The 17333-nt window shown below is 70.6% G+C and carries 10 protein-coding genes, 1 tRNA gene and 1 rRNA gene; 1 reads left to right on the forward strand and 11 read right to left on the reverse strand.

Annotated features, from left to right (window positions below; translation table 11 throughout):
* Nucleotides 1-174: 174 nt before the first annotated feature.
* From ACIQ5Y_RS37460 to ACIQ5Y_RS37495, 8 genes are all read right to left on the reverse strand, one after another.
* Nucleotides 175-552, reverse strand: coding sequence for a helix-turn-helix transcriptional regulator (locus ACIQ5Y_RS37460; protein ID WP_328927975.1), 378 nt, complete (start codon nt 550-552; stop codon nt 175-177).
* A 109-nt stretch (nt 553-661) separates the two neighbouring features.
* Complete coding sequence (locus ACIQ5Y_RS37465; protein ID WP_403891208.1) at nt 662-1195, reverse strand: CinA family protein; 534 nt, start codon at nt 1193-1195, stop codon at nt 662-664.
* A gap of 32 nt (nt 1196-1227) precedes the next feature.
* A complete protein-coding gene (gene pgsA / locus ACIQ5Y_RS37470; protein ID WP_403891210.1) occupies nt 1228-1884 on the reverse strand; it encodes a CDP-diacylglycerol--glycerol-3-phosphate 3-phosphatidyltransferase in 657 nt (218 codons plus the stop codon).
* Nucleotides 1881-3383, reverse strand: a complete 1503-nt coding sequence (gene rimO, locus ACIQ5Y_RS37475; RefSeq protein ID WP_403891211.1) for a 30S ribosomal protein S12 methylthiotransferase RimO — start codon at nt 3381-3383, stop codon at nt 1881-1883. Before rimO ends, pgsA begins: the two co-directional genes overlap by 4 nt.
* A 126-nt stretch (nt 3384-3509) precedes the next feature.
* Nucleotides 3510-4406: a helix-turn-helix domain-containing protein gene (locus ACIQ5Y_RS37480; protein WP_403891237.1), complete on the reverse strand. Its 897-nt coding sequence runs from the start codon at nt 4404-4406 to the stop codon at nt 3510-3512.
* 168 nt (nt 4407-4574) lie between these two features.
* Nucleotides 4575-7361, reverse strand: a complete 2787-nt coding sequence (locus ACIQ5Y_RS37485; RefSeq protein ID WP_403891214.1) for a DNA translocase FtsK — start codon at nt 7359-7361, stop codon at nt 4575-4577.
* A 228-nt stretch (nt 7362-7589) separates the two neighbouring features.
* Entirely contained in the window at nt 7590-8264 is a 675-nt protein-coding gene (locus tag ACIQ5Y_RS37490; protein WP_403891216.1) for a two-component system response regulator, read from the reverse strand.
* Between the two features lie 235 nt (nt 8265-8499).
* Nucleotides 8500-14010 carry a HAMP domain-containing protein gene (locus ACIQ5Y_RS37495; protein ID WP_403891219.1) on the reverse strand — a complete coding sequence of 1837 codons (5511 nt, stop codon included), beginning with the start codon at nt 14008-14010 and terminating at the stop codon, nt 8500-8502.
* A 168-nt stretch (nt 14011-14178) separates the two neighbouring features.
* Between ACIQ5Y_RS37495 and ACIQ5Y_RS37500 the strand changes: the two genes are divergently transcribed.
* On the forward strand, nt 14179-16764 hold the full coding sequence (locus ACIQ5Y_RS37500) for a SpoIIE family protein phosphatase (protein ID WP_403891222.1): 2586 nt from the start codon (nt 14179-14181) through the stop codon (nt 16762-16764).
* On the opposite strand, the gene ACIQ5Y_RS37505 is transcribed toward ACIQ5Y_RS37500, so the two are convergent.
* The 3 genes from ACIQ5Y_RS37505 to rrf form a co-directional block, all read right to left on the reverse strand.
* On the reverse strand, nt 16765-17001 hold the full coding sequence (locus ACIQ5Y_RS37505; RefSeq protein ID WP_403891225.1) for a hypothetical protein: 237 nt from the start codon (nt 16999-17001) through the stop codon (nt 16765-16767).
* Nucleotides 17002-17159: 158 nt separating this feature from the next.
* Nucleotides 17160-17235, reverse strand: a tRNA-Thr gene (locus ACIQ5Y_RS37510).
* A gap of 5 nt (nt 17236-17240) precedes the next feature.
* Nucleotides 17241-17333 (reverse strand): 5S ribosomal RNA (rrf, locus tag ACIQ5Y_RS37515); the annotation flags it as partial.

The raw sequence follows: 17333 nt of genomic DNA on the forward strand, positions 1-17333 counted from the left end.
ACGCCAGGGGCAGTCGCGGTAACCGCCGCACGACTGCCTCCCAGGGGCCGGGACCCGGACGGCCCCATCCTCCCGCACCCCCCGCGAGCCCGCACCCAGAACGGCCGGGAGCCCCGTCCGGTGCTCAACGCACCGGACGGGGCTCCGGCCACACTCACGAACCGACGTGCTCGCTCACGCGGCTACGACATTCACCGCTTCCGCAGGCGCCTTGATGGTCACCCGCTCCGGGCCCGCGACCGAAGTCATGGAGACCGAATTGAGCATCGGGCGTACCGGCACACTCACCGGTTCGCTTGCCGCGGCCGACTGTGCCAGCTCGGCCAGCGACAGTTCATCGCTGACTTCGCGCATCAGCTCGGACATCCGTACGTCCAACGCGTCGCAGATCGCGGAGAGCAGCTCGGAGGATGCCTCCTTCTGCCCCCGCTCCACCTCGGAGAGATAGCCGAGCGAAACTCGGGCCGACGAGGAGACTTCGCGCAGAGTACGGCCCTGGCGCTGGCGCTGCCGACGCAGCACGTCACCCAGCAGGCGACGGAGCAGAATCATCGGTGGCTCCCTCCTCTGACCGTGTAGCCGCATCCTTCACGCCCCACCGTACCGCCTCGCGCCGCGGCCGTGCGGGGAGCGATGTCGTGTTCACTCAGGGCTGCAAACATCAAATCCCCCCGTTCTGTTCCGTATCCTGCCTCCGCGCATTCTCACGGAGTTGGCTTGAGAGAAGTTCGAGCACTGTGCGTGCACTCTCCCTACGGATTTCCGCACGGGAGCCGTTCAACCTCAGCCGAGCCGTTTTCCTGCCCACCGGACCGTCCACGGCGACGAAGACGGTGCCCACCGGCTGTCCGTCCTGCGGGTCGGGACCGGCCACTCCGGTGGTCGCGATCCCCCACGAAGCACCGAGCACCCGCCGCACTCCGGCCGCCATCTCCCCCGCGACCTGCGCGTTCACCGCACCTTCGGCCGCAAGCAGCCCCGCGTCCACTCCCAGGACCCGGTGCTTGAGCTCCGTGGCGTACGCCGTGACGGAGCCGCGGAAGGACCGGGAGGCCCCGGGGACGGCCGTGAGCTCGGCGGCCACCATGCCGCCGGTCAGGGACTCCGCCACCGCGAGGGTCTCGTCACTCTCCGCGAGCAGGCGCAACACTTCCGTCGCCACCGCGACGGCACGCGCACCGGATTCCGCCCCCACGGAATTCCCGGTGCTCTCCCCCGCCACCCCTGTCACGCCGAGGCCCGCTCCGCCGCGAGACCCTTGCGGCGCAGTACGACCGCCTGCCGGATGTAGTCCAAACCGGTGAGGACGGTCAGCACCACGGCGAGCGCCATCACCCAGAAGCGCATCGTCGCCAGCGCCCCGGTCAGAGCGAGCACGTACATGCCCACGGCGGTGCCCTGGGCGAGGGTCTTCATCTTGCCGCCCCGGCTGGCCGGAATCACCCCGTAGCGGATCACCCAGAAGCGCATCAGCGTGATCCCGAGCTCCCGGCCCAGGATCACCCCGGTCACCCACCAGGGCAGGTCGCCCAGCCAGGACAGGCAGATCAGCGCGGACCCCATGATCGCCTTGTCGGCGATCGGGTCGGCGATCTTGCCGAAGTCCGTGACCAGGTTGTACGTCCGGGCCAGGTGCCCGTCGAAGATGTCCGTGATCATGGCGACGGCGAACGCCGCCCACGCCCACGCCCGCCAGACGGGGTCGTACCCGCCGTCGGCCAGCAGCAGGAGGACGAACCCCGGCACGAGCACGAGCCTGATCATCGTCAGGATGTTGGCGATGTTCCACAGGCTGGCCTGATTGACGGCCGCGGCCCCCAGCTTCGCGCCGGGCGCCGGCCGGCGGCCGGTCCCGCCCGCCGCAGATGCCGGGACTCCGGTCATCCGGCCGCCTCCTCGAGTTCCAGGCCCAGCGGCTCCGCCACGAGGTCCACGCCCAGGGTTCCGACCACCTTCGCCGTGACGATGCGCCCGGGGACCAGGCCCGTGCTGTCCGTGAAGACGACCTGGCCGTCGGTCTCCGGCGCCTGGTGCGCGGCGCGCCCGTAGGCGCCGACCTCGTCCTCGTCCTCCCCGCCGACGGCCTCGACGGACTCGACGAGCACCTCCAGGGTCTCTCCGATCCGCTCCTCCGCGCGCTGCGAGGTGAGCTCCTCGGCGAGCCGCTGCATGTGCGCGAGACGCTCGGCGATCGTGTCCTCGTCCAGCTTGTTCTCGTAGCCGACGGCCTCGGTGCCGTCCTCGTCCGAGTAGCCGAAGACGCCGATGGCGTCGAGGCGGGCGTGGGTGAGGAACCGCTCCAGCTCCGCGAAGTCGGCTTCCGTCTCGCCGGGGAAGCCGACGATGAAGTTGGACCGCACGCCGGCCAGCGGGGCCTTGGAGCGGATGGTGTCCAGCAGCTCCAGGAAGCGGTCGGTGTCACCGAAGCGGCGCATGGCGCGCAGCACGTCGGGGGCGGAGTGCTGGAAGGACAGGTCGAAGTACGGCACGACCTTGGGGGTCGAGGTCAGTACGTCGATCAGGCCCGGGCGCATCTCGGCGGGCTGGAGGTAGCTGACGCGGACGCGCTCGATGCCGTCCACGGCGGCGAGCTCGGGCAGCAGGGTCTCCAGCAGGCGGATGTCGCCGAGGTCCTTACCGTACGAGGTGTTGTTCTCGGAGACCAGCATGATCTCCTTGACGCCCTGCTCGGCGAGCCAGCGCGTCTCGCCCAGCACGTCGCTGGGGCGGCGGGAGATGAACGAGCCGCGGAAGGACGGGATGGCGCAGAAGGAGCAGCGCCGGTCACAGCCGGAGGCCAGCTTGACCGAGGCCACGGGGCTCTTGTCGAGGCGGCGGCGAAGCGGCGCGCGCGGCCCGGAGGCGGGCGCGAGGCCCTCGGGGAGGTCCGAGGGGGCGGCTGCGTCGTCGGGGGCCTGGGCGTGTCCGGGCAGGGCCACCGCGGTGTCCTGGCGCTCGGCCGGGCTGATCGGCAGCAGCTTGCGGCGGTCGCGCGGGGTGTGGGCCTCGACGCTGCCACCGTTGAGGATGGTCTGGAGGCGGTTGGAGATGTCGGCGTAGTCGTCGAAACCGAGGACTCCGTCGGCCTCGGGGAGCGCTTCGGCGAGTTCCTTGCCGTAGCGCTCGGCCATACAGCCGACGGCGACGACGGCCTGGGTCTTGCCGTGATCCTTGAGATCGTTGGCTTCCAGGAGGGCGTCTACGGAGTCCTTCTTGGCGGCTTCGACGAAGCCGCAGGTGTTGACGACGGCTACGTCCGCATCGGCGGCGTCCTCGACGAGCTCCCAGCCATCCGCCGCCAAGCGGCCTGCGAGCTCCTCCGAGTCCACCTCGTTACGGGCGCAGCCAAGAGTGACAAGGGCGACGGTACGGCGTTCGGGCATGGACTCAAGACTACTTCGTCCCGGCGCCGACCCCGGCCCCAAGTCCCCTTACATCAAGATCCCCGGGGTGCGGAAGGGCACCCCGGGGATCCGGATCAAAGCGTTCCGCCCTAGGGCGGACCGGGCTCAGCCCGCCTGGGGCTGATTCTGGAGCGGGTCCTGCTTGGTGTATGTGAGACGTTCCACCTGGCCCGACTGGAAGTCGTCCTTGATCTCCTTGCCGTTCACGAACAGCTTCACGGCCCCGGCGTCGCCGAGCACGAGGTCGACGGACTCCTTGTCCGTGAAGGTCTTCGACTCGCCCTGCGCGAGGGTGCCGTCGAAGAGCAGCCGGCCGCTGTGGTCCTTCGCGGAGATCCAGCTCTCGCCCTTCTCGGCCGTCAGGACGACCGTGACGAGGTCCTTCGGTGCCGCGGCGATGGCGCTGTCCGAAGGCTCCGGCTTGGGCGCCTGCGGGGTCTGCTGGGGCTGCACGGCGGGCTTTCCGCCGCTCTGCTTGGGTGCGGGCTTCGGTGAGGCGGAACCTTCCGCCACGGGCCGCTTGCCCTTCTCGTCGCCGCCGCTGAACGCGGTGAAGCCGACGAAGCCGATCACGGCGACGATGGCCGCGACCATGGCGGCGGTCCAGTTGGGCCGCTGCCGCTCGGGGCGGATCCGCTCGGCTTCGAACATCGGCGCGGCGGGGGTGGGTGCCGGCCGGCCGCCGTGGGCCGCGTCGTAGCTCTCGATCAGGGGTGCCGGATCGAGGTGCACGGCGCGGGCGAGCGTACGGATGTGACCGCGGGCGTAGACGTCGCCGCCGCACCGCGTGAAGTCGTCCTCTTCGATCGCGTGCACGATCGGGATGCGCACGCGGGTGGTGGAACTGACCTCGTCGACTGTCAGCCCGGCGGCGATCCGGGCCTTCTTGAGGGCCGTCCCGATGGACGGTCCTTCGACGGTACGTTCGACGATGCGGTCCTCGGACCGGTCGTCGGTCGAAGGCCGCTTCTCTTCGGGGGAGTTGGAGTTGCCGATGGACACGAGGGCGCCTTTCGAGCGTGTAGCCACCTGCTGGATGTCCAGTCTAGGGGGGTGACGAAAGGGTGGAGCAACCGGAGGGTGCACTTCCTACGCCATCCGAATGGCGAGGGAAGCTCCCCTCCGTTCAACTTGACGCGGGGCCAAGGGAAACGGTTGCCCGCCGTTTGCTTACGGTCCGGTCTCGCCTCGGATGACGGCGAGCACGGCGTCCAGCTCGTCGGCCTTGAGCAGGACGTCGCGCGCTTTCGAACCCTCGCTCGGGCCGACGATCCCCCGCGATTCCATCAGGTCCATGAGCCGGCCGGCCTTGGCGAAACCCACGCGCAGCTTGCGCTGGAGCATCGAGGTGGAGCCGAACTGGGTCGAGACCACCAGCTCCGCCGCCTGGCACAACAGGTCCAGGTCGTCGCCGATGTCCTCGTCGATCTCCTTCTTCTGTTTCTGCCCGACGGTGACGTCGTCCCGGAAGACGGGCGCCATCTGGTCCTTGCAGTGCTGCACGATCCCGGCGATCTCGTCCTCGGTGACGAAGGCGCCCTGGAGGCGGACGGGCTTGTTCGCGCCCATCGGCAGGAACAGGCCGTCGCCCTTGCCGATGAGCTTCTCCGCGCCCGGCTGGTCGAGGATGACCCGGCTGTCGGCCAGCGAGGAGGTCGCGAAGGCGAGCCGCGAGGGCACGTTCGCCTTGATCAGACCCGTCACCACGTCCACCGAGGGCCGCTGGGTCGCGAGCACCAGGTGGATGCCGGCCGCGCGGGCCAGCTGGGTGATGCGGACGATCGAGTCCTCGACGTCGCGCGGGGCCACCATCATCAGGTCGGCCAGCTCGTCGACGATCACCAGCAGGTACGGGTAGGGGCTGAGCTCGCGCTCGCTGCCCGGCGGCAGCTTGATCTTGCCGTCCCGGATCGCCTGGTTGAAGTCGTCGATGTGCCGGTAGCCGAAGGCCGCCAGGTCGTCGTAGCGCAGGTCCATCTCGCGCACGACCCACTGGAGGGCCTCAGCGGCCCGCTTGGGGTTGGTGATGATCGGCGTGATCAGGTGCGGGATGCCCTCGTACGCCGTCAGCTCGACCCGCTTGGGGTCGACGAGGACCATCCGCACGTCCTCCGGCGTGGCCCGGACCATGATCGAGGTGATCAGGCAGTTGATGCAGGAGGACTTGCCGGAGCCGGTGGCGCCGGCCACCAGCACGTGCGGCATCTTCGCGAGGTTGGCCATGACGTAGCCGCCCTCGACGTCCTTGCCGAGCGCCACCAGCATCGGGTGGTCGTCCTCGGCCGCGTCCGCGAGGCGCAGTACGTCACCGAGGTTGACCATCTCCCGGTCGGTGTTCGGGATCTCGATGCCGACCGCCGACTTGCCCGGGATCGGGCTGATGATCCGCACGTCCGGCGAGGCCACGGCGTAGGCGATGTTCTTGGTCAGCGCGGTGATCCGCTCGACCTTGACCGCCGCGCCCAGCGTGACCTCGTACCGGGTGACGGTCGGGCCCCGGGTGAAGCCGGTGACGTCCGCGTCGACCTTGAACTCGGTGAACACGTTGCGCAGCGAGGCGACGACCGCGTCGTTGGCGGCGCTGCGGGTCTTGCCGGGCCCGCCCTTCTCCAGCAGGTCCAGCGAGGGCAGGGAGTACGTGATGTCGCCGCGCAGCTGGAGTTGTTCGGCGCGCGGCGGCAGCGGCTGGGTCTCGGGCGGGGCCTTGGTCAGATCGGGCACCGACAGCGTCCCGGAGGCCGCGGCGGTCGTGGCGTGCGGCGCCTCGGCCGGAGCGGACGCGGGAGCCGCCTCCGGTACGGGGCGCTCCTCGCGGGCGGGCGGCACGGGAGCGGTGATCTCCACACCCTCCCGCTCGGGCGTGATCCCCTGGGTGAGATCGGCGACGAGGGGCGAGGGCGGCATCCCGCCGTAGACCACCCCGTCCAGCGCCGCGGCGGCCGCGGCGGCCACGTCCACGGCGTCCATCTCCCGGTCCATGGACGGCCGGGCCCTGCGCGGGCGCCGGCGCCGGGCCAGCGCCTCCTCCTCGGCCGCGTCCGCGGGATCGCCGGAGCCGGCGGCCGCGCCCGTCCGGGCCCGCCACTGCTCTGCATCATGACGGTCCCGCCGGTCCCGCCGGGCCGGGGCCCCGTCCTCCTGCTCCCCGTAGCCCTCGTCGTACTCGTTCGGGGCGATGATCCCGAGTCGGATCCCGAGCCGGCGCAGCCGCTGCGGGATCGCGTTGACCGGGGTCGCGGTGACCACGAGCAGCCCGAAGACGGTGAGCAGCACCAGCATGGGCACGGCCAGCGGCGCGCCCATGGTGAAGATCAGCGGCTTGGAGGCGCCCCAGCCGATGAGCCCGCCCGCGTTCTGCATGGCGGTGGTGCCCTCGTCGCGGCCGGGGGCACCACAGGCGATGTGGACCAGTCCGAGCACGCCGATGACGAGGGCGGAGAGGCCGATGCCGATGCGGCCGTTGGCGTCGGTCTGTTCGGGGTGGCGGATGAAACGTACCGCCATCACGCCGAGCAGGATCGGCACCAGCAGGTCCAGCCGCCCGAAGGCCCCCGTGACCAGCATGGTGACCAGGTCCCCGACGGGCCCGCTCAGATTCGACCAGGTTCCGGCGGCGACGATCAGCGCGAGGGCGAGCAGCAGCAGCGCGACGCCGTCCTTGCGGTGGGCGGGGTCGAGGTTCTTGGCCCCGTTCCCGATGCCGCGGAAGACCGCGCCGACCGCGTGCGCGCAGCCGAGCCACACGGCGCGCACCAGCCGCAGCACACCCCCGGTCGGGGAGGGCGCGGGCTTGGCCGCGACCTTCTTGACCGGGGCGCGCTTGGCCGCCGCGGCCTTCTTGGCGGGCGGTTTGCGCGCGGGAGCCGCCTTCTTCGCCGGCGCCGTCGTACGGCCGGTGCGGCTCTTCGCGGTGCCCGCGGTGCTCGGGGAACCCTTGCCGGACGTACTTGAGGCCATGGGCCCGAGGTTACCGGTGCGCGCCCTGGTGGACACGCGTGCCCACCCCTTCACCCGTTCGTGTCGCGTGCCCCGTAGGCTCTTTGACGCCCCACCAAACCTGACGAAGCCTCAGCCCGCGCCTCGGGGCGGCTTCACGGCACCCGGGCGCGCGTCGGCGCCTCGGCTCCCGCAGCCGGCCCGCGCCCGGGTCCCGACCGGGGCGCGGCGCGGCGGCGGCGTCCCGGCTCAGCCCTGGGCGGGCAGCACCGCTCCCCCGGTACCGGGCTCCAGCGCGTCCAGGGCCCTGCGCAGTCCGGTGAGCTTGCGCTCCAGGTGCGCCGCGGTCGCCACCACGCCCGCGTCGGCCGAATCCTCACCGAGTTGCTTGGTCAGCGCCTCGGCCTGTTCCTCGACGGCGGCGAGCCGCGCGGAGAGCTCGGCCAGCAGTCCGGCCGTCTCCCTGCTGCCGTCGCCGTTGGAACCGCCGCCCTCCAACTGGAGCCGCAGCAGCGCCGCCTGCTCCCGCAGCTTGCAGTTCTTGGTGTACAGCTCCACGAACACCGAGACCTTGGCCCGCAGCACCCACGGGTCGAAGGGCTTGGAGATGTAATCCACCGCACCGGCCGCGTAGCCGCGGAACGTGTGGTGCGGACCGTGGTTGATCGCGGTGAGGAAGATGATCGGGATGTCCCGGGTCCGTTCCCGCCGCTTGATGTGCGCGGCGGTTTCGAAACCGTCCATTCCCGGCATCTGCACATCCAGCAGGATGACCGCGAAATCGTCCGTCAGCAGCGCTTTGAGCGCTTCCTCCCCCGACGACGCCCGGACCAGTGTCTGATCGAGCGCGGAGAGGATGGCCTCCAACGCCAGCAGATTCTCCGGCCGGTCGTCGACCAGGAGGATCTTGGCCTTCTGCACCATGCCCTGTCCTCCTCGCCCCGGCATGGGGCCTCCCCGGCTCAAGGCTCCGGCCTGTCCGCCGGGCCCCGCCCCAGAGGACGGCATCCTTACGCCGTCCGTCCTTGTGCCGGTCATCGTAGCCCCAGTCCCGAGATCGCCACACCCTGTCACCAAGATGTCACTGTGCACGATGCGGAAACGTGGTGGGAGGGCAGAAGGTTCCCCTCTGCGCCTCCCGATCACGCCCGCACATTGATCACTTTCCGCGCATGTGCCCTTCCATGACCGACAGTAGGTAGTCGGGCTCGACCGGCTTGGTGACGTAGTCGGACGCACCGGACTCGATGGCCTTCTCCCGGTCGCCCTTCATCGCCTTGGCGGTGAGCGCGATGATGGGCAGCCCCTCGAACTGCGGCATCTGCCGGATCGCGGCCGTCGTCGCGTACCCGTCCATCTCCGGCATCATGATGTCCATCAGCACCACGGCCACGTCGTCGTGCGATTCCAGGACCTCGATGCCCTCCCGCCCGTTCTCGGCGTAGAGCACCGCCAGCCCGTGCTGCTCCAGCACGCTCGTCAGCGCGAAGACGTTGCGCACGTCGTCGTCCACGATCAGCACCCGCTCGCCCCGGAAGTCGTACGCCCGCGGCGGGACCGGGAGCGCCTCCTCAAGGCCCCACGCGTCGGCGTCCGGCTGGCCCGGCACCTCCGTCCGCGGCAGCGGCTCGGGCAGGCTCTTGCGCCGCCGCCGGAACAGCGCCGAGGAGCCCTGCCCCGCCGGCTCGGCGGCGGGCAGCCCCGGCCGCGCATGCTGCGCCTGCGCCGCCGGTACGGGGACGGACGCGGCCGGGGCCTGCGGCAGCGCGGGCCGCGCCCCGTCGACCGGCCTGCGGTACAGCTCGCCGCGGGCACCGCCGGGCGTGGGCGGCGCGTACCCCTGCGGGGGCAGCTCGCTCGGGTGCAGCGGCAGGTACAGGGTGAAGGTGGAGCCGCGGCCGGGCTCGCTGGCCGCGTGGATCTCCCCGCCGAGCAGCCGGGCGATCTCCCGGCTGATCGACAGCCCCAGGCCCGTGCCGCCGTACTTGCGGCTGGTCGTCCCGTCGGCCTGTTTGAACGCCTCGAAGATCACCAGCATCTTGCTCGCCGCGATCCCGATGCCGGTGTCGGTCACCGAGAAGGCGATCAGGTCGGCGTCCGCCTCCCGCAGCGAACCGGCCTCCAGCAACTGCTCCCGGATCGCCGTCGGCACGTCGGTCCCGGCCGGCCGGATCACCAGCTCCACGGCGCCCGTGTCGGTGAACTTCACCGCGTTCGACAGCAGGTTGCGCAGCACCTGGAGGAGCCGCTGCTCGTCGGTGTGCAGGGTCGCCGGCAGCTCCGGCGAGACCCGGACCGAGAAGTCCAGGCCCTTCTCCGCGGTCAGCGGCCGGAAGGTGGCCTCCACGTAGTCGACCAGCTGCACGAGGGCGATCCGGGTCGGCGAGACGTCCATCTTCCCGGCCTCGACCTTCGACAGGTCGAGGATGTCGTTGATCAGCTGGAGCAGGTCGGAGCCGGCCCCGTGGATGGTCTCGGCGAACTCCACCTGCTTCGGCGAGAGGTTCTCGTCCGCGTTGTCGGCGAGCAGCTTCGCCAGGATCAGCAGCGAGTTGAGCGGGGTGCGCAGCTCGTGCGACATGTTCGCCAGGAACTCGGACTTGTAGCGCATCGAGACCGCGAGCTGCTCGGCGCGCTCCTCCAGGACCTGCCGGGCCTCCTCGATCTCGGTGTTCTTCACCTCGATGTCCCGGTTCTGCCGGGCCAGCAGCTCGGCCTTCTCCTCCAGCTCCGCGTTGGCGGCCTGGAGGGCCTTCTGCCGGTTCTCCAGTTCGTCGGACCGCTCGCGCAGCTGCTCGGTCATCTCCTGGGACTGCTTGAGCAGCATCTCCGTCTTGGAGTTGACGCTGATGGTGTTGACGCTCGTGCCGATCATCTCGGCGATCTGGCTGAGGAAGTCCTTCTGGATCTGCGTGAACGGGGTGAAGGACGCGAGCTCGATGACGCCGAGCAGCTTGCCCTCGAAGAGCACCGGCAGCACGATCACGTGGGCCGGCGGCGCCTCGCCGAGCCCCGAGGAGATCTTCAGGTAGCCGGGCGGGGTGTTCTCGACCAGGATCGTCCGCTTCTCCTCGGCGACCGTGCCGATCAGCCCCTCCCCCGGCCGGAAGGAGGTGGGCACCTGGCCCCCGGCGTACGCGTAGCTCCCGCGCATCCGCAGCTCGTACGAGCCGTCCGTGCCGCCCTCCGTCCCGATCTCGGTGGTGCCGCCGGCCGGCAGGGCGAGGAAGAAGGCGCCGTGCTGCGCGGAGACCACCGGGGTCAGCTCGCTCATGATCAGCGAGGCCACGTCGTCGAGCTCCCGGCGGCCCTGCATCAGGGCGGAGATCCGGGCGAGGTTGCCCTTGAGCCAGTCCTGCTCCTTGTTGGCCAGGGTGGTGTCGCGCAGGTTGACGATCATCGTGTTGATGTTGTCCTGGAGGACCTGGATCTCGCCCGCCGCGTCCACGTCGACCTTCAGGCTCAGGTCGCCGCGGGTCACCGCGGTGGCCACGGCCGCGATGGCGCGCACCTGCCGGGTCAGGTTCCCGGCCATCTCGTTCACCGACTCCGTCAGGTCCCGCCAGGTGCCGTCGACGTCCCGGACGCGCGCCTGGCCGCCCAGGATGCCCTCCGTACCCACCTCGCGGGCGACTCGGGTCACCTGGTCGGCGAAGGACGACAGCTGGTCGACCATCGTGTTGATGGTGGTCTTCAGCTCCAGGATCTCGCCGCGCGCGTCGATGTCGATCTTCTTGGTCATGTCGCCCTTGGCGATGGCGGTCGTGACCATGGCGATCTGGCGCACCTGACCGGTGAGGTTGGAGGCCATGAAGTTCACCGAGTCGGTGAGGTCCTTCCAGGTCCCCGAGACGCCCGGCACGTGCGCCTGCCCGCCGAGCCGGCCCTCCGTGCCCACCTCGCGCGCCACGCGCGTGACCTCGTCCGCGAAGGAGGAGAGGGTCTTCACCATCGTGTTGACCGTGTCGGCGAGCTGGGCGACCTCGCCGCGGGCCTCGACCGTGACCTTCTTGGTCAGGTCGCCGTTGGCCACCGCCGCCGAAACCTGGGAGATGTTGCGCACCTGCGAGGTCAGGTTGTTGGCCATCAGATTGACGTTGTCGGTCAGGTCCTTCCAGATGCCGGTCACACCGCGCACCCGTGCCTGACCGCCCAGGATGCCCTCGGAACCCACCTCGCGGGCCACCCGGGTCACCTGCTCCGCGAAGGAGGAGAGCTGGTCGACCATCGTGTTGACGGTGGTCACCAGCTCCAGGATCTCGCCCTTGGCGTCGACGGTGATCTTCTTCGACAGGTCGCCCATGGCGACGGCGGTCGTCACCTCGGCGATGTTGCGCACCTGCGAGGTCAGGTTGTTCGCCATGAAGTTGACGGACTGGGTGAGGTCCTTCCAGGTGCCGGAGACCCCCTTCACCTCGGCCTGCCCGCCCAGGATGCCCTCGGTGCCCACCTCGCGGGCCACCCTCGTCACCTGCTCCGCGAAGTTCGAGAGCTGGTCGACCATCGTGTTGAGGGTGTTCTTCAGCTCCAGGATCTCGCCGCGCGCGTCCACGTCGATCTTCTGCGACAGGTCACCGCGCGCCACGGCCGTGGCGACCTGCGCGATGTTGCGCACCTGCGAGGTCAGGTTCCCGGCCATACCGTTCACCGAGTCCGTCAGGTCACGCCACACACCGGCCACGCCGGGCACTTGCGCCTGACCGCCGAGCCGGCCTTCCGTACCCACGTCCCGGGCCACCCGGGTCACCTGCTCGGCGAAGGCCGAGAGCTGGTCGACCATCGTGTTGATGGTGTTCTTCAGCTCCAGGATCTCGCCGCGCGCGTCCACGTCGATCTTCTGCGACAGGTCACCGCGCGCCACGGCCGTGGTCACCTGGGCGATCTGGCGCACCTGGGACGTCAGGTTGCCGGCCATGAAGTTGACGGAGTCGGTGAGCTCCTTCCAGGTGCCGGACACCCCCTCGACCCTGGCCTGGCCGCCGAGGCGGCCCTCCGTGCCCACGTCCCGCGCCATCCGCGTGACCTGGTCGGCGAAGGACGACAGCTGGTCCACCATCGTGTTGACGGTGTTCTTCAGCTGGAGCATCTCGCCGGAGACGTCCACGGTGACCTTCTGCGACAGGTCGCCGTTGGCCACCGCCGTCGTCACCTGGGCGATGTTGCGGACCTGTCCGGTGAGGTTGCGGAAGGCGGTGTTCACCGAGTCGGTGAGGTCCTTCCACGTACCCGCCGCACCCGGCACCTGCGCCTGGCCGCCCAGTTCACCCTCGACGCCGACCTCGCGGGCCACTCGCGTCACTTCGGCACCGAAGGACTGGAGTTGGTCCACCATCGTGTTGACGGTGTTCTTCAACTCCAGCATCTCGCCGGCCACGTTGACCGTGACCTTCTGCGACAGGTCACCGTTCGCGACCGCCGTCGTCACCTGCGCGATGTCCCGCACCTGCGTGGTGAGGTTGCGGAAGACCGTGTTCACCGAGTCGGTGAGGTCCTTCCACGTACCCGCCGCGCCCGGCACCTGCGCCTGACCGCCGAGCAGGCCCTTGGCCCCGACCTCGCTCGCCACGCGCGTGACCTCGTCCGCGAACGTCCGCAGCGTTTCGGTCATCTGATTGATCGTTTCGGCCAGCTGCGCGACCTCGCCCCGCGCGCTCACCCGGACCTTCTGCGACAGGTCGCCGTTCGCGACCGCCGTCGTCACCTGTGCGATGCCGCGCACCTGGGCCGTCAGGTTGCCGGCCATGGTGTTGACGGAGTCGGTCAGGTCCTTCCACACGCCCGCGACCCCGGGCACCTTCGCCTGGCCGCCCAGCTCGCCCTCCGTGCCCACCTCGCGGGCGACACGGGTCACTTCGGAGGAGAAGGAGGACAGCTGGTCCACCATCGTGTTGACGGTGTTCTTCAGCTGGAGCATCTCGCCGGCCACGTGCACCGTGACCTTGCGCGACAGATCGCCCTTGGCGACCGCCGTCGTGACGAGAGCGATGTCACGCACCTGAGCGGTGAGCCGGTACGCCATCGTGTTGACGGAGTCGGTCAGATCCTTCCAGGAACCGGACATTCCGCGCACCTGGGCCTGACCGCCGAGCTTGCCCTCGGTACCCACCTCCAGCGCCACGCGCGTCACCTCGTCGGTGAACGCGGACAACTGGTCGACCAGGTTGTTGACCGTACGCCCGACCTTCAGGAACTCCCCGCGCAGCGGATGCCCCACCCCCTCGGGTGCCTGCGTGCGCAGGTCCATCCGCTGGTCCAGGTCGCCCTCGGCCACCGCCGACAGCACCCGGCCCACCTCTGACACCGGCCGCGCCAGGTCGTCCACGAGCTGGTTCGAGGCGTCGATCGCGGCGGCCCAGGAGCCCTCGCAGGCACCCGTTTCCAGCCGTTCGCTGAGCTTGCCCTCGCGGCCCACCATCCGCCGGACCCGGGAGAGCTCCCCGGTCAGGTGCAGATTGCGGTCGGCGACCTCGTTGTAGACGGCGGCGATCTCCGCCATCACGCCTTCGCCGGACACCGTCAGGCGCTTGCGGAAGTTCCCGTCCCGCATCGACACCAGGGCCGTGAGCAGCCGGTTCAGAGCGGCGGTATCGACTTCGATCGTGTCGCCGCGCCGCGGACGCCCTCCCTTGGGCCGCGTCCCTGTACGCCGCACCGCTGCGCCAGACTCCACCGTGTCCCTCCCGAAAGGGTCGACCGCCGTTCCACCGGACACCTGACTCCTCACGAGCCGGTTCCGCAAGCCTGCCCAGTGTTTCACCCTGGCCGAACCCGGCCATAACACTTCGGCACCATCGCATACCCGCCGTACCCTCCGGGTGGATTCCCGGACGACGGCACCATGCCGACCGCGAAGGTAAGTAACCTGGCACTCGATGTCCAACCGCGTCGAAGGAGACTCGTGATCACGGCACGGGCGGCTGCCAGTTTCGATCCCGTCGGGCGATCCGTCGCCGCCGCTCGCGCGTTCGTCCGCGATACGCTGCAGGGCTGGGGCTTCGCGGACATCGTCGACGACGCCGTGGTCCTCACCAGTGAGCTCGTCACGAACGCCGTGGTCCACGCCGGGACCCGGGCCGAGGTCCTGTGCCTGCGCTCCGGGGACGGCGTTCGCGTCGAGGTCGCCGACCGCTACCCGGAGCGGGAGCTGCCGCTCCAGCACCCCGGCGAGCGCCCGTACGCCGACCCCGACCGCGAGAACGGCCGCGGCCTGATGCTCTGCGCCGCCCTCGCCACCCGCTGGGGCGTCGAGTACACGGCCACGCACAAGCACGTGTGGTTCCGGCTCGACCTCCCGGACCGTCCGGTCGGTACCCGCTCCGCCGGCCCGGTCGTGCCCGACCGGCTGCTCCCCCTCGCCGACAGCAGGGTCCGCGTGGCCGTCCTCCAGATCGACTCCGCCGACTGCATCAGCGCCTGGAACGAGGACGCCGAGCACATCTTCGGCTACCCCGCGGAGAAGACCGTGGGCCGCCCGCTCGCCGAGCTCGCCGCCTGGCCGCAGACCCCCGGCACCGGAACCGGCATCGCCGAGGCCCTGCGGCTGTCGCGCTGGGAGGGCAGTTACGGGCTCCGCGGCTCGGACGGCCGTGTCATCCCCGTCTACGCCTCCCACCTGCGGGTCCGCGACGCGCACGGCGAACCGTCCATCGTCTGCCTCCTCGTCCACGACGACGAGCGCGCCCTGCTCCAGACCCCGGCGCGCACGCCCGCCGCCGACGGCGGCCAGCTCACCGAGCCCCGCCCCGTGGACCCGTTCGAGGTCTTCATCGGCTCTCCCGCCCCCGACGACCTCGACGCCCTGCTCCAGCGCACCGTCGAGCGGGCCCGCGACCTCCTCGACGCCGACTCCGCCTTCCTCCTCCTCGCGACGGACGACGAAACGGAGCTCGAGGTCCGCGCCACCACCGGCCTGCCCTCCACGCGCCAGCGTTTCGCCCGCGTCCCCGTCGAGGCCGGCACCAACCGGTACGGCTCCGCCCGCATGCCCGCCGTCCACGACGACCTGACCGTCGTCCCCGGAGCCGTCCCGCTCCTGGAATCCACCGGCATGCGCTCCGCCGTCACGGTCCCCCTCAAGGTCGAAGGCCGGCTCACGGGCTCGCTCGGCGTGGCCGCCGAGATCCCGGGCCGCTACACCAACGAGGAGGCCCTGCGCCTCCAGTTCGCCGCCGACCGCATCGCCCTCGCCGTCGAATCCGCCCGCCTCGGCGAGCTGGAACGCCTGCGCCGCGGCTCCCTGTCCTTCCTCGTCGAGGCCTCCGACCTGCTGGCCGGCACCCTCGACCGGGACCAGACGCTTGCCCTGATGGCCCAGATGACCGTCCCGACGCTCGCCACCTGGTGCGCCGTCTACACGATCGCCGACCAGTCCTCCGACCCGTACCTCTCGTACGTCCTCCACGAGGACGAGGAGCGCATCGACGCCCTCAAGGCCCTGCTCTCCCGGGTCAGCCCGCCCGAACCGGTCCGCGAGGCCGGCGCCCGCCCCTGGCCGGAGACCTCCCTCGCGGTCGGCGGCGAGACCGTGGTCCTCCCGCTCCTCGCCCGTAACCGTGTCATCGGACTGCTCACCCTCGGCAAGCCGTCCGAGGAGCACTTCCGCCAGGAGATCCTGGAGCTCGCCGAGGACCTGTCCCGCCGGGCCGCCCTCGCCCTGGACAACGCCCGCCTCTACTCCGAGCGCACGGCGATCAGCCGCTCCCTCCAGCGCAGCCTGCTGCCGCCCGGCTCCCCCGCCATCCCCGGCATGGAGGTCGAGGTCATCTACCGCGCGGCCGGCGAGGGCAACGAGGTGGGCGGCGACTTCTACGACGTCTTCCCGATCCGCGACGGCGCGTACGGCTTCGCCATCGGCGACGTCTGCGGCACGGGCCCCGAGGCTGCCGCCGTCACCGGCCTCGCCCGGCACGCCCTGCGCCTCCTGGCCCGCGAGGGCCTCGGCGGACCGGCCGTCCTGCAGCGCCTCAACGCGGCCATCCTCGACGAGGGCGCCCGCAGCCGCTTCCTGACCCTTCTCTACGGCGAGCTGCACCCCCAGCCGGACGGCGGGGCCCTGATGAAGGTCGTCTGCGCGGGGCACCCGCTCCCGCTGCGCCTGCGCCCGAACGGCGAGGTCCTGGCAGCCGCCGAGCCCCAGCCGCTGCTGGGCGTCATCGACGACCTCGACCTCTACGAGCAGACGCTGACCCTCGACCCGGGCGACGTGCTGCTGTGCGTCACGGACGGGGTGACGGAACGCCGCGAGGGCACCCGCATGCTCGGCGACGACGGCCTCACGGAGGTCCTCACCACCTGCACGGGCCTCACCGCGGGCGCGGTCGCCTCCCGGGTCCTGCGGGCCGTGGAACGCTTCGCGGCGGAACCCGCCTCGGACGACATGGCCATCCTCGCCTTCCGGGTCCCGCACCAGCGCACGGGCGACTGATCACCGCCGCGGCAGCCGCGGCGACACGATCATGAATGACGGTGCGGCCATCTCCGTGGCCCAAGGGGGCGCGGCTCCCTCTCCGGCACCGCGGTCGCTGCTGCCGCCCTCCGGTACGGGACTCGACTCGATGAGCGCCGGCGACGACGTGGAACCGGCACCGGCATCGTCGGCCGGGGCCGTCACGACCCGGAGGACGAAGCGCCGGATCCATGCGATGTTCGTGTTCACGTTCATGAGAGGGTCCTTCCTCGGATCGAGGAACCCCGTGCCTCGGGCTCCCGTGAACCCATTGCGCCCCGAGGCGCGACCCTGGTCATGGCCCGGAAAGTCGGGACTTGACAGACACCACAAACGCAGAAAGGCCCCCGCCACAAGGCGGGGGCCTTTCTCTTTGGAGCCCTTTAACGGAATCGAACCGTTGACCTTCTCCTTACCATGGAGACGCTCTACCGACTGAGCTAAAAGGGCGGGTTGTTCGGCGGCGTCCTACTCTCCCACAGGGTCCCCCCTGCAGTACCATCGGCGCTGAAAGGCTTAGCTTCCGGGTTCGGAATGTAACCGGGCGT

It is taken from the genome of Streptomyces sp. NPDC096339, assembly GCF_044762985.1.
Classification (GTDB): Bacteria; Actinomycetota; Actinomycetes; order Streptomycetales; family Streptomycetaceae; genus Streptomyces.

What these genes read in the sequence shown, in the direction of transcription:
- ACIQ5Y_RS37460 (WP_328927975.1), bottom strand. Translation starts at nt 552, where the DNA reads ATGATTCTGCTCCGTCGCCTGCTGGGTGACGTGCTGCGTCGGCAGCGC.
- pgsA (WP_403891210.1), bottom strand. Translation starts at nt 1,884, where the DNA reads ATGACCGGAGTCCCGGCATCTGCGGCGGGCGGGACCGGCCGCCGGCCG.
- rimO (WP_403891211.1), bottom strand. Translation starts at nt 3,383, where the DNA reads ATGCCCGAACGCCGTACCGTCGCCCTTGTCACTCTTGGCTGCGCCCGT.
- ACIQ5Y_RS37485 (WP_403891214.1), bottom strand. Translation starts at nt 7,361, where the DNA reads ATGGCCTCAAGTACGTCCGGCAAGGGTTCCCCGAGCACCGCGGGCACC.
- ACIQ5Y_RS37490 (WP_403891216.1), bottom strand. Translation starts at nt 8,264, where the DNA reads ATGGTGCAGAAGGCCAAGATCCTCCTGGTCGACGACCGGCCGGAGAAT.
- ACIQ5Y_RS37500 (WP_403891222.1), top strand. Translation starts at nt 14,179, where the DNA reads ATGCCGACCGCGAAGGTAAGTAACCTGGCACTCGATGTCCAACCGCGT.
- ACIQ5Y_RS37505 (WP_403891225.1), bottom strand. Translation starts at nt 17,001, where the DNA reads ATGAACGTGAACACGAACATCGCATGGATCCGGCGCTTCGTCCTCCGG.